This window comes from Micromonospora sp. LOL_025 (assembly GCF_048060285.1).
Lineage (GTDB): Bacteria > Actinomycetota > Actinomycetes > Mycobacteriales > Micromonosporaceae > Micromonospora.
In genome coordinates this window covers 250,906-263,343 of the sequence record NZ_JBHMIR010000003.1, presented here as the reverse complement: position 1 = coordinate 263,343, position 12,438 = coordinate 250,906, and the positions used below count along the sequence as shown (strand labels likewise).

The window sequence follows — 12,438 nt, the reverse complement described above, 5'->3', positions numbered from 1 at the left end:
CCGCGGGCCGGGAGCAGCCGGCGCGGAGTCGGGCGTCGCGGAGTCGGGCGTCGCGGTCGGCGGGCTGGGCGTGCAAAGGCGCGTGCGCGGGGAGGGACCATCCGGCTACGGTGCCGCCGTGGACGATCTCGCGGGGCGGCAACTGGACGGCATCACGGAGCTGGCCGGGCTGGCGTCGGCGGCCGGCATCGAGGTGTGGCTCCGGGGCGGCTGGGCGATGGACTTCCACCTGGGTGAGATCACCAGGCCGCACGTCGACGTCGACTGGTACTGCTGGCGCGCCGACGCCGACCGGCTGGGCGGTCTGCTGCGCGGGCACGGCTGGCGACCCGACCCCGGGATGCCCCCGGACGTGCAGCTCGACCTCGTCCGCGAGGACGTCGAGATGAGCGTCGCGTACCTGGCGCGGGACGCGACGGGGCAGGTGGTGGTGGGTGCCGGGCCCTGGGCGGGCACGGCGCTGCCGGACGGGATGCTGGCCGGCCCGCCCGGTCGCATCGGCGCGCTGACCGTCCCGATGATTTCCGTGGCCGCCCAGATCGAGTTCAAGGAGATGTTCCCCGTCTGGATGCCGGACCGGCCCCGGCGGGCGAAGGACGCCGCCGACCTCGCCCGCCTCCGCGCCCGCGTCGCCCCCGAGCCGCGCCCATGATCGGTTGGCGCTCCGCCGGGCTCCCGGCCGCGTCCCGCCCGGGCCGGCATCAATGGATCATGAGGCACAGCCCGACGCACAGCCCGAGGCGCAGGCCGACGCCGCCGAAGCGCAGGCCGGCTGCCGCCCGAGGCGCAGACCGGCGCGCACGGCACCCGGAGCGGCGAGGCAGGAAGGGGGCGGACGGGCGCCCCGGGAGCGCACGCGTCGATCCCCGGTGGGCGGGGGCGAGTCGCGAGGCACAATCGGTCTCATGCCGCGTCGTGTCACCCCCGCCCTGTTCGCCTCCGCACTGCTCACCGCCGGTCTGGTCGGCTGCTCCGACGACGCCGGGCCGGCCCCGCAGGCGGCTGCTCCGCAGGTGACGGTCCCGGCACCGCCCGCGCAGGCGGCCGCCCCCACCCCGCGGGTGCCCGCCGGCACCGCGCCCGACAATGCCTTCGCCGTCGGCGTACGCCAGCTGAAGCTGAACCGCGACGGAAAGCGACCGCTGCCGGTGACCCTCTGGTACCCGGCGGCCGGGAAGCCCGGTGGGCAGCCGGAGCGGTCGGCGGACGCCGCCACGGGCAGGTTCCCCGTCGTGATGTTCAGCCACGGGTTGAACGGGCGGCCGGCCGACTACGAGACGCTGCTCACCCGCTGGACGGCGGCCGGGTTCGTGGTGGCCGCGCCGACCTTCCCGCACACCGCCCGTGGTGGCGACGGCAACGTGCTCGACGTGCTCAACCAGCCGGCCGACGTGTCGTACGTGCTGACCCAGGTGCTCGCCCTCGACGCCCGCGCCGGCGACCCGCTGCGCGGCCGGCTGGCCACGGACCGGGTGGCGGCGGCCGGGCACTCGGCCGGCGGGGTGACCACCATCGGCCTGTTCACCGCCGGCCGGGACGAGCGGCTGGACGCCGGGGTCGTCTTCGCCGGCACGGCGCTCGGCGTCGGTACCGCCTTCGCGGGCGCCGCCGCACCGCAGCTCTTCGTGCACGGCGAGGCCGACGAGGTGGTCGAGTACGCCGCCGGCAGGGCCGCCTACGACAGGGTGCCCTGGCCGAAGGCGATGCTGAGCCTGCCGAAGGGCGACCACGGCCGGGCGCTGCTCAGCGACGGCGCCGCGCTGCGGGTGGTCTCGGACACCACGGTCGAGTTCCTGCGCTGGTCGCTCTACGGCGACCAGGCCGCCAAGGGCCGCATCCCCACCGACGCCGCCCGCGACGACATCGCCACCCTCGACAACCGCCTCTGACCCCGGCGGAGGGGACACCCGCGCACGCCGGCCACCCGGGCGACGACCACCCAGGCGTCGACACTCGAAGCGCGACCACCACCCGGGCACCGGCCCTCGAAGCCCGACAACCACCCGGGCACGACGACACCCGGCCCGGGCGGCCGGCCGCTCCACCGGTCAGGCGGTGTGGTCGACGACGACCTTGCCGAAGACGTCGCCGGAGTGCAGGCGGGCGAAGGCGTCGGCGACCTCGCTGAACGGGACCACGGTGTCCACCACCGGGCGCACGCCGCGCTCGGCGCAGAACGCGAGCAGCGCGGCCAGCTCGTCGGGGGTGCCCATCGAGGTGCCCAGGATCTCCAGCTGCATGGCGAAGACCCGGCGCAGGTTGACCTTCGGCTCGTGCCCGGCGGTGGCGCCGGAGACCACGATCCGGGCCCTCGGCGCGGCGGACTTCAGCGAGTGGTCGAAGGTGGCCGCGCCGACCGTCTCGACGACCACGTCGACCCGCTCCGGCAGCCGGGCGCCGGGCTCGACGGCGGTCGCGCCCAGCTCGGCGATCCGCTCCCGCTTGGCGGCGTCGCGGCTGGTCGCGTACACCCGCTTGCCCATCGCGGCGGCGAGCGCGACGGCCGCGGTGGCCACGCCCCCGCCGGCGCCCTGCACCAGCACGGCGTCCGCGTCGTCGACGCGGCCCACGGTGGTCAGCATCCGCCAGGCGGTCAGCCAGGCGGTCGGCAGGCAGGCCGCGTCCGCCGCCGCCAGGCCCGCCGGCAGGGCCAGCAGGTTCGACCGGGGTACGGCGACCCGCTCGGCCAGCGTGCCGGGGAAGTGCTCCGAGAGGATGGAGACGCCGCGCGGGTCGCCGGGGGTCGGGATCACCGGGTAGACGACGACCTCGTTGCCGTCCGGGTCCACCCCGACCGCGTCGCAGCCGAGGATCATGGGGAGCTGCTCGGCGCGCAGCCCCACCCCCCGCAGGGACCAGAGGTCGTGGTGGTTGAGGGAGCTGGCCCGCACCTGCACGGTCACCCAGTCGTCGGCCGGGTGGGTCGGCTCGGGCTGCTCGCCGACGGCGAGCGCGGCGAGCGGGTTGGCGTCGTCGAAGCGGGAGACGAAGGCGGCACGCATGATCGGCACGGTAACAAGCCGGGCCCTCGACAAGAAGGGCACCGACGCGAGGAAGGGCCCTTTCCCGCCGCCGGGCGGCGGGGGAAGGGCCCTTCTCACACCGTCAGCGGGTGACGCCGTCGCGGCGGGCGGCCTCGGCGACCGCCTCGGCGACCGCGGGGGCGACCCGGGGGTCGAGCGGGGACGGGACGATCGCCTCGGCGGTGAGCGACTCGGCCACCACGCCGGCGATGGCGTCGGCGGCGGCGACCTTCATCCCCTCGGTGATCCGGGTGGCGCGGGCGTCCAGCGCGCCCCGGAACACGCCCGGGAAGGCCAGCACGTTGTTGATCTGGTTGGGGTAGTCGCTGCGGCCGGTGGCGACGACCGCCACGTGCCGGGCGGCCACCTCCGGGTGCACCTCGGGCGTCGGGTTGGCCAGCGCGAAGACGATGCCGCCGGGGGCCATGCCGGCGACCGCCGCCTCCGGGATCTGCCCGCCCGAGACGCCGATCAGCACGTCCGCGTCGCGCAGCGCCTCGGTGACGTCGCCCTCGCGACCGCCGGCGTTGGTGCTCGCCGCCAGTTCGGCCTTGGTGCCGGTCAGTTCGGTGCGGTGCCGGCCGATGATCCCCTTGGAGTCGCAGACCACCACCTGGTCGGGGTTCACGCCGCCGGCGATCAGCATCTTCGTGACCGCGACCCCCGCCGCGCCGGCGCCGCTGACCGTCACCCGCAGGTCGCCGAGCTTGCGGTCGAGCAGCCTGGCGGCGTTGCGCAGGGCGGCGAGCACGACGATCGCGGTGCCGTGCTGGTCGTCGTGGAAGACCGGGATGTCCAGGGCCTCGTCGAGGCGGCGCTCCACCTCGAAGCAGCGCGGGGCGCTGATGTCCTCCAGGTTGATCCCGCCGAACGACGGGGCCAGCGCGCGCACCACGGCCACGATCTCGTCGACGTCCTGGGTGTCCAGGCAGACCGGCACCGCGTCGACCCCGGCGAACTGCTTGAACAGCACCGCCTTGCCCTCCATCACCGGCAGCGCCGCGCGCGGACCGATGTTGCCGAGCCCGAGTACGGCCGAGCCGTCGGTGACGACCGCGACGGTGTGCGACGCCCAGGTGTAGTCGTCGGCGAGCCTCGGGTCGGCGGCGATCGCCTCACAGACCCGGGCCACGCCCGGGGTGTACGCGAGGGAGAGGTCCTCGCGGCTGGTCAGCGGGACGGTCGAGGCGACGGCCATCTTGCCGCCCCGGTGCAGCCGGAAGACGGGATCAGCGGGGTCCACGGTGGACGATGACATGGTGACTCCAGGATCTGTCGAGCAGACGGGGCGGCCGGCGCGGACGCGAGGTGAGGCGCCGAGCGGCGGCACGCGGTGCGGGGGTCACCCGGGCACGTGTGGAGCATAGTGTCGCCACCGTCACACCGGTGTGAGCGGGGTCATATCCGATGCGGGCGCACCCGCGCGGGCCGGGGCCAGTAGCGGGCCACCACGCGGCCCCGTACGTCGGCCACCCCGTACGCCCGGGAATCGTCGGTGACCAGGTCGTTGTCGCCGCGCAGCCACCAGCCGCCGTCCTGGGCGCGCACCGCGCGCTTGACCACGAGCAGGTCGGGGCGGCTGCGGAAGACCGCGACCACGACGTCGCCGGGGCGAACCGCCCGGCTTCCGGGGCGGACCAGCACCGCGTCGCCGTGCCGCAGCGTGGGCGACATGGACGGACCGGTCACCAGTACGGCGGTCAGCGGCCACCGCAACCGGGAGCCCACCGCCGGGTAATCGGTCCCCATCGGTTTCCCCTCCACCCGACCTCCCCGGAGCGCGTCCAGGAGTAATGTCGTCTTGGATCATCGCAAACTTCCCATGGAGGATCCTGATGCGACTTCCGCGCATCCTTACGCCCCGCGTTACCGCCAGCGCCCACTGCGACCTGCCCTGCGGCGTCTACGACCCGGCCCAGGCCCGGATCGAGGCCGAGTCGGTGAAGGCGATCTGCGAGAAGTACCAGGCCAACACCGACCCCGAGTTCCGCACCCGCGCCATCCTGATCAAGGAGCAGCGCGCCGACCTGGTGAAGCACCACCTGTGGGTGCTGTGGACCGACTACTTCAAGCCGGCCCACTTCGAGAAGTACCCGCACCTGCACCAGTTGTTCAACGAGGCCACCAAGCTGGCCGGCGCCGCCGGCGCGAAGGGCGGCACCGACCCGTCCAAGGCCGACGAGCTGCTCCAGAAGATCGACGAGATCTCCAAGATCTTCTGGGAGACCAAGAAGGCGTGACCCTCACCGGTCCGCCGACGATCCGGCCGGCACGTCCCGAGGACGTGCCGGCCGTCGTCGCCATGGTGCACGAGCTGGCGGAGTACGAACGCGCCGCCGACCAGTGCCACCTCACCGAGGAGCAGCTCACCGCCGCCCTGTTCGCGACCGCCCCAGGTCGCGGCGCGGCGACGGACGCGCCGGGCCGGAGCAGCCGTGGCCCGGCGCTGCACGGCCACGTGGCGGTGGACGGCCGGGACCAGCCGATCGGGTTCGCGCTCTGGTTCCTCAACTTCTCCACCTGGGCCGGCGTGCACGGCATCTACCTGGAGGATCTCTACGTCCGCCCGGCCGCGCGCGGCACCGGGGCGGGGCGTTCGCTGCTGGCCGCCCTGGCCGCGATCTGCGTGGAGCGGGGCTACCAGCGGCTGGAGTGGTGGATGATCGACTGGAACCCGGCCGCCAGCTTCTACGCCTCGATCGGCGCGCAGCCGATGAAGGAGTGGGTCCCCTACCGGCTCAGCGGGGACGCCCTGACCGCCCTCGCCGCACAGGGACGTGGCGGTCCCCACACGTCCGGGCGACCGAGCGGGTAGAGTCCCCGACCGGGGGGATGAGTGGTGACTCAACTGACCGGGCAGCCGACGACCGACGACGACGTCGTGCACCTCACCGTGCCCGCGGACGGGGGCTACCTCGGGGTGCTACGTACCGCCACCGCGGGGCTCGCGGCGCGACTGCAGTTCGCCCTCGACGAGATCGAGGACCTGCGCATCGCCGTCGACGAGGCGTGCGCGATGCTGCTCGCCATCGCCACCCGCGACGCGGAGCTCGACTGCCGCTTCGCGGTCACGGACGACGCGCTCACCGTGGAGGTGACCGTGCCGACCGTCCGCGGCGCCACGCTCCCCGCCGAGTCGTCCTTCGCCTGGAAGGTGCTCACCGCGCTGACCACCTCGGCGGCCGCGACGGCCGCCGACGGCCGGGCGACCATCTCGCTGCTCACCCGCCGCGCCTCCGGCTACTGACCGCCCGCGCGGCCCGGCGGGGTCACTCGAAGCCGAGGGCCCGGGTGGTGGGGGTGCTGACCAGCAGAGCGGTCGTGCCGAGGCCGAGCGCCACCAGCGGTACGCCGAGCCACGCCATCCCGCCCTGGACCATGAACCAGCCGATCGGCAGCAGCATCAGCTGAAGCACGATCGCCGGGGCCCGGGCTCCCGCCTTCCGGCGCGTCAGCGCGCCGCCCAGCGCCCAGAGGGCCGCCGCCGCGCCGATGGCGAACGCGGTCACCAGCAACGCCGACGTGAGGTCGGTGGTGGTGGCGGTGAGATCGGCCCAGAGCAGCCACGCGGCGACCAGTCCCACGGCGACCGCCTCGGCCCGCAGCAACCGGACCGCCCAGCGGAGGGTGACGGGGATCGGGTCGGAGTCGATGGTCACGCGCGCCACGATACCCGTGGTGGCGCGCGGTACAGTGCCGCCCATGCGGGCCGTCCTGGTGGTCAATCCGAAGGCCACCACCACCAGCGAGCGCAGCCGGGACGTCCTGGTCCGGGCACTGCGCAGCGAAGTCGACCTCTCCGTGCGCTACACCCGGCGGCGGGGGCACGCGACCGACCTGGCGCGCGAGGCGGCCGAGGAGGGCGTCGACGTCGTCGTCACGTTGGGTGGCGACGGCACGGTGAACGAGGTCGTGAACGGGTTGATGACGGCGCAGCCGCCGACCTTGCCCGACGGCGCCACGCCGGCCGAGCGGCTGCCCGCCCTCGCGACCGTGCCGGGAGGCTCGACGAACGTCTTCGCGCGGGCGCTGGGCCTGCCCCGGGACTGGCCGGACGGGACCAGCATGATCCTGGAGGGCCTGCGGCTGGGCCGGCACCGGACGATCGGGCTCGGCCGGGCCGACGACCGCTACTTCACCTTCTGCGCGGGCTTCGGCGTCGACGCGGCGGTCATCCACCGGGTCGAGCAGGCCCGCCGGCGGGGCCGGGTCTCGACCCCCACCCTCTACTTCCGGTCCACCGTGGCCCAGTACTTCCTCAACTCCGACCGCCGCCATCCGGCGATCAGCCTGGAGCGCCCGGGCGAGCTGGCGGAGGGCGAGTTGGCGACGGTCATCATCCAGAACACCGCGCCGTGGACATACCTGGGCGATCGCGAGGTCAACCCGAACCCCGAGGCGTCGTTCGATCTGGGCCTGGACGTGCTCGCCCTGCGGCAGCTCCGGGTGGCCAGCACGACACGCACAGTGACGCAGTTCTTCTCCCGGACGCCGGATCCGCACGGCCGACAGGTGCTGCGGCTGCACGATGTCGCGGAGTTCACCCTGGTCTCGGCCCGTCCGCAAGCGTTCCAGCTCGACGGTGACTACCTTGGCGAGCGGGAGAAAGTCAGATTCACATCCATTCCCGCCGCACTGAGAGTAATCTGCTAGGTCTCGGGTACTGCCCTAGGTCGACGCGGTCGCGACACCGGACCGATGCGACGGCCGCCACACCGAGGGACAGGTGCCGGAAATGTCAGCAATGTCACGCGGACTGTACTATATTGATCCTCGACAGTGGTACGCCGGGTAACCAGGAAGGCGCTGGAATCCGGACAAAGGGGTTGTGGGCTTGCTCACCGCCCGGAGTTTTTCCGAGCGTCACCCTTGACATCCCGGGCGTTCGTGAAAGTATTCACAAGCGAACTTGAGTTACCGGGACATTGCCTGGATATGCTCGTCAGGTTGAGCTGTTCCAGCAGGTCCGCGGGGCCGACACAGCCTGCTCACGCACTGCCGAATAGGCGTACGCGAACCGTCACCATTCGGCGCTGCGGATGCATATAGGAAAAGCAACAGAAGCAATATCTGCCACCCACCCAGAATGAGGAGTGTTGCCGCCATGGACTGGCGTCACCATGCTGTCTGCCGCGACGAGGACCCGGAGCTGTTCTTCCCGATCGGGACGTCCGGGCCGGCTCTCCTGCAGGTCGAGCAGGCCAAGGCCGTCTGCCGGCGCTGCTCCGTGACCGACCAGTGCCTGCAGTGGGCGCTGGAGTCCGGTCAGGACGCCGGCGTCTGGGGCGGGATGAGCGAGGAGGAACGGCGGGCTGTCAAGCGCCGCGGTGGCCTCCGGGTGCTGCGCGCTCACTCCGCCTGATCCCCACGCACCAGCGATACGCCCCGGCCGGGTACGCCCGCCGGGGCGTACTGCTGCCCACACGCCGTCTGTGTACCCGCCGGAGCCGACTTCCGATCATGGGCCGGCCGTGAGCCCGGCCACCCGGCTCGCGGCGTCCACGCGCCGCAGGACCAGATCGGCCAGCTCCGGCGCGTCGGTCAACGGGGCGGACACCGCCACCGCACCGGCGCCCCGGGCGGCCGTGGCGACGGCGTCGTGGAACAGGCCCGGAGCCAGGAAGTACGCCGACACCGCCACCCGTCCGGCGCCCCGGGCCCGCAGCCGCGCCACCGCCGCCGCGACGGCCGGCGGCGCCGCCGAGGCGTACGACACGCGGGTGGGCACGCCGAGATCGGCGCGCAGCGCGGCGGCCACCCGGCCCACCGACCCGCGCGCCCGGGCGTCCCTGGTGCCCGCCGCGGCCAGCACCAGCCCGTCGAAGCGCCCCGGCTCCGCCTCACCCAGCCGCCGGCGCAGACCCGCCAGCAGACCGGCGTCCACCTCCCCGTCGGCCGGGCCGAGCACGTCGGTCACCCGTACCGCGATCGGTGGCCCCGCCTGCCGGGCGGCCGCGACCGCCGCCGGGACGTCCACCCGCCGGTGGTACGCCGCGGTGAGCAGCAGCGGCACCAGCACGGCCCGCGGATGCCCGGCGGCGGCCAGGTTCCGCAGCACGGTCGCCGGTCCCGGCTCGGTGTGGTCCAGCCAGCTCGCCAGCACCGGCGTGCCCGGCCGGGCGGCCGACACGGCCCGGGCCAGCGCCCGGGTCGCCTCGGCGGCCCTCGGGTCCCGGCTGCCGTGGGCGACCAGGACCACCGGGTCGGCCACGCCCGCCAACCCGGGCGCCCGCGGCGACCCGGGCCGTCGCGACAGCCCGACCGGCCCCGGCGGCCCGGGCGCCCCCGGCGCGGGAGAGCCCGGGACCGGCCCGGTCAGACGTGCAGTCCGCACTCGGTCTTCTCGAACATGGCCCAGCGGCCGGCCCGGGGGTCCTCCCCCGCCTTCGTGCGGCGGGTGCAGGGCCAGCAGCCGATCGAGCCGTAGCCCTGCTTGAACAGCTCGTTGACCGGCACGTTCCAGCGGGCGACGTAGGCGTCCACGTCGGCCTGCCGCCAGGCCGCGATCGGGTTGACCTTGACCTTGCCCCGGCGCGCGTCGAAGGTCACCACCGGCGTGTTCGCCCTGGTCGGCGACTCGTCCCGGCGGAGCCCGGCGGCCCAGGCGTCGTAGCCGGCGAGCGCCCGCTCCAGCGGCTCCACCTTGCGCAGCTGGCAGCAGTCGTCCGGAGCCTTGTTGAACAGGCGCGGGCCGTACTGGCCGTCCTGCTGGCCCACGGTCAGGCGCGGCCGGATCGACCGCACGTTCACCGGCAGCGTCCGGGCCACCTCGTCGCGGACCCGGAGCGTCTCCGGGAAGTGCAGCCCGGTGTCGAGGAAGACCACGTCCACGCCCGGGGCGACCCGGGAGACCAGGTGGGCCAGCACGGCGTCGGCCATCGAGCTGGTGACGCAGAACCGGTCGCCGAAGGTCTCGGCCGCCCAGCGCGCGATCTCCAGCGCGGGCGCGCCCTCCAGCTCCCGGCCGGCCCGCTCGGCCAGCGCGCGCAGATCGTCGGGATCGCGCCGGGCCGCGTCGGCCGGTGCCGGGGCGCCCAGGCCGACCAGGCCCAGGCCCGCCGCCGAGACGAGGCCGGGCCGGTCGCCCGTGCCCCCGCTCACCGGGCCACCGCCCGGCCGAGCAGGCCGGTGAACTTCACCGTGAACACCCGGGCGCACGCGTGGCACTCCCAGGCGCCGTGGCCGGCCTCGCTCGGCCGCAGGTCCTCCTCGCCGCAGTACGGGCAGTACAGCGGCGCGGAACGGGTTTCGCTCATCGGAGTTCCTCCTCGTCGACCCTGATCACCCAGTTGGCGAACGTCTCGCCCGCCTCCCGGCCCGCCAGGTAACGCCGGGCCAGCCGCTCCACGTACGCCGGAAGCTCCTCGGCGGTGGTCTTCAGACCGCGCAGCTTGCGGCCGAACCCGGCCGTCTGCCCCTCGGCCATTCCCAGCCCGCCGCCGAGGTGGACCTGAAAGCCCTCCACCTGCCGGCCGTCCGGGCCGACCACCAGCTGGCCCTTGAGGCCGATGTCGGCGACCTGGGTGCGGGCGCAGGCGTTGGGGCAGCCGTTGAGGTGGATGGAGATGTCGGCGTCGAAGTCGCGCAGCCGCTCCTCCAGCCGGGCCACCAGTTCCTCGCCACGCGCCTTGGTCTCAACGATGGCCAGCTTGCAGTACTCGATGCCGGTGCAGGCCATCGTGCCGCGCCGCCAGGCCGACGGCTGCGCCTCCAGACCGATGCCGCGCAGCTCGCGCACGAGGGAGTCGGTCCGCTCCGGCGCCACGTCCAGCACCAGCAGCTTCTGGTACGGGGTGAGCCGCACCCGCCCGCTGCCGTGCGCCTCGACCACGTCGGCCAGGCGGGCGAGCTGCCCGCCGGAGACCCGGCCCACCACCGGGGCGGCGCCCACGTAGTGGCGACCGTCGCGCTGCCGGTGCACCCCGATGTGGTCCACCGGCCGGTCGGGCAGCTGCGGGGCCGGGCCGTCGAGCAGCGCCCGGCCCAGGTACTCCTTCTCCAGCACCTCGCGGAACTTCTCCACGCCCCAGTCGGCGACCAGGAACTTCAGCCGGGCCCGGTTGCGCAGCCGGCGGTAGCCGTAGTCGCGGAAGATGCCGACCACGCCCGCCCAGACGTCCGGCACCTCGTCCAGCGACACCCAGACGCCGAGGCGCTGGGCCAGCATCGGGTTCGTGGACAGGCCGCCGCCGACCCAGACGTCGAAGCCGGGCCCGTGGTCCGGGTGGTCCACCCCGAGGAAGGAGATGTCGTTCGCCTCGTACGGGGTGTCGACCAGCCAGGAGATGGAGGTCTTGAACTTGCGCGGCAGGTTGGAGTACGCCTTGTCGCCCACGTACCGGCGGACGATCTCGTCGACCGCCGGGGTCGGGTCGAGCAGCTCGTCGCGGGCCACCCCGGCGACCGGGCTGCCCAGCACCACCCGGGGGCAGTCGCCGCACGCCTCGGTGGTCTGCAGGCCGACGGACTCCAGGCGACGCCAGATCTCCGGCATGTCCTCGACGCGGATCCAGTGGTACTGGATGTTCTGCCGGTCGGTGATGTCGGCGGTGTCCCGGGCGAACTCGCGGGAGATGTCCGCGACCACCCGCAGCTGCGCCAGGTTCAGCTCGCCCCCGTCCACCCGGACCCGGAGCATGAAGAACTCGTCCTCCAGCTCGTGCGGCTCCAGCACGGCCGTACGGCCGCCGTCGATGCCCGCCTTGCGCTGGGTGTAGAGGCCCCACCAGCGGAACCGGCCCCGGAGGTCCTGCGGGTCGATCGAGGCGAACCCGTGGCGGGCGTAGATGTTCTCGATCCGGGCCCGTACGTTCAGCGGGTCGTCGTCCTTCTTGATCCGCTCGTTGGGGTTGAGCGGCTCGCGGTGACCGAGCGCCCACTGACCTTCACCTCGTGGCCGGCGGGGGGTCCGGGCCGGTCGGGGGGACGTCGGGTCCCCGGCCCGGGCCGGGATGCTGCTGACCGCCATGGCGGCGTCCTCCGTTGTCTGCGGTGCCTCGGGGACACGCAAGGCGCGCGGCCGACCCGTCGGAACGGGCTGGCGACAACGGTGTCGGAACAGCCGGCGCGAGGCGCGCCCGAGACAGAGTGGTCGGGCGTCGTCAGTGGGCCGGACAGATCGCGCTGCGCACGCGGCCGTAGTCGACGTGGCGACGGGCCACGAAGCGGCGGACGACAGCGGCGGTCATGGGAGTCATGCTGCCACACCCGATGGGGGCCGGCCAACGACTGCGTGCGGGATCCCACATCACGGGCCATGCCCCGACGACCGCCGATGCTAGGCTCCGCCGCCACCCGAACGGGGAAACCCCCATGACCGAAGCACGGGGTTACGGTCGACGGCTGACGGCAGCGTCCGATCGGTGGATCGGCGCACCGGACGGCCGGACTGTGTGACGCTGCGGTATGTGACCGG

The 12,438-nt window shown here is 74.0% G+C and carries 15 protein-coding genes; 7 read left to right on the top strand and 8 right to left on the bottom strand.

The features are described 5' to 3' along the window. Positions 1-118: 118 nt before the first annotated feature. Together ACFHW0_RS06155 and ACFHW0_RS06150 are read left to right on the top strand one after the other, a co-directional pair. Positions 119-652 (top strand): nucleotidyltransferase domain-containing protein, encoded by a 534-nt coding sequence (locus tag ACFHW0_RS06155; RefSeq protein WP_416606011.1) that lies wholly within the window; start codon positions 119-121, stop codon positions 650-652. 253 nt (positions 653-905) lie between these two features. Continuing rightward, complete coding sequence (locus ACFHW0_RS06150; protein ID WP_416606010.1) at positions 906-1,889, top strand: alpha/beta hydrolase family protein; 984 nt, start codon at positions 906-908, stop codon at positions 1,887-1,889. A gap of 159 nt (positions 1,890-2,048) precedes the next feature. On the opposite strand, the gene ACFHW0_RS06145 is transcribed toward ACFHW0_RS06150, so the two are convergent. The 3 genes from ACFHW0_RS06145 to ACFHW0_RS06135 all read right to left on the bottom strand — a co-directional run bounded on the left by ACFHW0_RS06145 (position 2,049) and on the right by ACFHW0_RS06135 (position 4,772). Continuing rightward, positions 2,049-3,011, bottom strand: coding sequence for a zinc-binding dehydrogenase (locus ACFHW0_RS06145; protein ID WP_416606009.1), 963 nt, complete (start codon positions 3,009-3,011; stop codon positions 2,049-2,051). 94 nt (positions 3,012-3,105) lie between these two features. Beyond that, positions 3,106-4,281, bottom strand: a complete 1,176-nt coding sequence (locus ACFHW0_RS06140; RefSeq protein ID WP_416606008.1) for an NAD(P)-dependent malic enzyme — start codon at positions 4,279-4,281, stop codon at positions 3,106-3,108. Positions 4,282-4,421: 140 nt separating this feature from the next. Further along, complete coding sequence (locus tag ACFHW0_RS06135; protein WP_416606007.1) at positions 4,422-4,772, bottom strand: S24 family peptidase; 351 nt, start codon at positions 4,770-4,772, stop codon at positions 4,422-4,424. An 86-nt stretch (positions 4,773-4,858) separates the two neighbouring features. Here ACFHW0_RS06135 and sodN point away from each other — a divergent pair, with 86 nt between their 5' ends. Genes sodN through ACFHW0_RS06120 form a run of 3 tightly spaced genes read left to right on the top strand, consistent with a single transcriptional unit; the run spans position 4,859 to position 6,270 of the window. Continuing rightward, positions 4,859-5,263: a superoxide dismutase, Ni gene (sodN, locus tag ACFHW0_RS06130; RefSeq protein ID WP_091103276.1), complete on the top strand. Its 405-nt coding sequence runs from the start codon at positions 4,859-4,861 to the stop codon at positions 5,261-5,263. Then, complete coding sequence (locus ACFHW0_RS06125; RefSeq protein WP_416606006.1) at positions 5,260-5,838, top strand: GNAT family N-acetyltransferase; 579 nt, start codon at positions 5,260-5,262, stop codon at positions 5,836-5,838. The genes sodN and ACFHW0_RS06125 overlap by 4 nt, the downstream gene beginning before the upstream one ends. 24 nt (positions 5,839-5,862) lie before the next feature. After that, positions 5,863-6,270, top strand: coding sequence for an ATP-binding protein (locus tag ACFHW0_RS06120; protein ID WP_121400125.1), 408 nt, complete (start codon positions 5,863-5,865; stop codon positions 6,268-6,270). 22 nt (positions 6,271-6,292) lie between these two features. Here ACFHW0_RS06120 and ACFHW0_RS06115 read toward each other — a convergent pair whose 3' ends face one another. After that, positions 6,293-6,682 carry a hypothetical protein gene (locus ACFHW0_RS06115; RefSeq protein WP_416606005.1) on the bottom strand — a complete coding sequence of 130 codons (390 nt, stop codon included), beginning with the start codon at positions 6,680-6,682 and terminating at the stop codon, positions 6,293-6,295. Between the two features lie 43 nt (positions 6,683-6,725). Here ACFHW0_RS06115 and ACFHW0_RS06110 point away from each other — a divergent pair, with 43 nt between their 5' ends. Both ACFHW0_RS06110 and ACFHW0_RS06105 read left to right on the top strand, forming a co-directional pair. After that, positions 6,726-7,676 (top strand): diacylglycerol/lipid kinase family protein, encoded by a 951-nt coding sequence (locus tag ACFHW0_RS06110; protein ID WP_416606004.1) that lies wholly within the window; start codon positions 6,726-6,728, stop codon positions 7,674-7,676. 451 nt (positions 7,677-8,127) lie between these two features. Continuing rightward, entirely contained in the window at positions 8,128-8,385 is a 258-nt protein-coding gene (locus ACFHW0_RS06105; RefSeq protein ID WP_007072794.1) for a WhiB family transcriptional regulator, read from the top strand. Positions 8,386-8,481: 96 nt separating this feature from the next. On the opposite strand, the gene ACFHW0_RS06100 is transcribed toward ACFHW0_RS06105, so the two are convergent. The 4 genes from ACFHW0_RS06100 to ACFHW0_RS06085 all read right to left on the bottom strand — a co-directional run bounded on the left by ACFHW0_RS06100 (position 8,482) and on the right by ACFHW0_RS06085 (position 11,991). Then, positions 8,482-9,243 carry a sirohydrochlorin chelatase gene (locus ACFHW0_RS06100; protein ID WP_416606003.1) on the bottom strand — a complete coding sequence of 254 codons (762 nt, stop codon included), beginning with the start codon at positions 9,241-9,243 and terminating at the stop codon, positions 8,482-8,484. 95 nt (positions 9,244-9,338) lie between these two features. After that, positions 9,339-10,124, bottom strand: coding sequence for a phosphoadenylyl-sulfate reductase (locus tag ACFHW0_RS06095; RefSeq protein ID WP_416606001.1), 786 nt, complete (start codon positions 10,122-10,124; stop codon positions 9,339-9,341). Beyond that, positions 10,121-10,279: an IS1 family transposase gene (locus ACFHW0_RS06090; protein WP_121399684.1), complete on the bottom strand. Its 159-nt coding sequence runs from the start codon at positions 10,277-10,279 to the stop codon at positions 10,121-10,123. The genes ACFHW0_RS06095 and ACFHW0_RS06090 overlap by 4 nt, the downstream gene beginning before the upstream one ends. Next, on the bottom strand, positions 10,276-11,991 hold the full coding sequence (locus ACFHW0_RS06085; protein ID WP_416605999.1) for a nitrite/sulfite reductase: 1,716 nt from the start codon (positions 11,989-11,991) through the stop codon (positions 10,276-10,278). The genes ACFHW0_RS06090 and ACFHW0_RS06085 overlap by 4 nt, the downstream gene beginning before the upstream one ends. Positions 11,992-12,438: the final 447 nt, after the last annotated feature.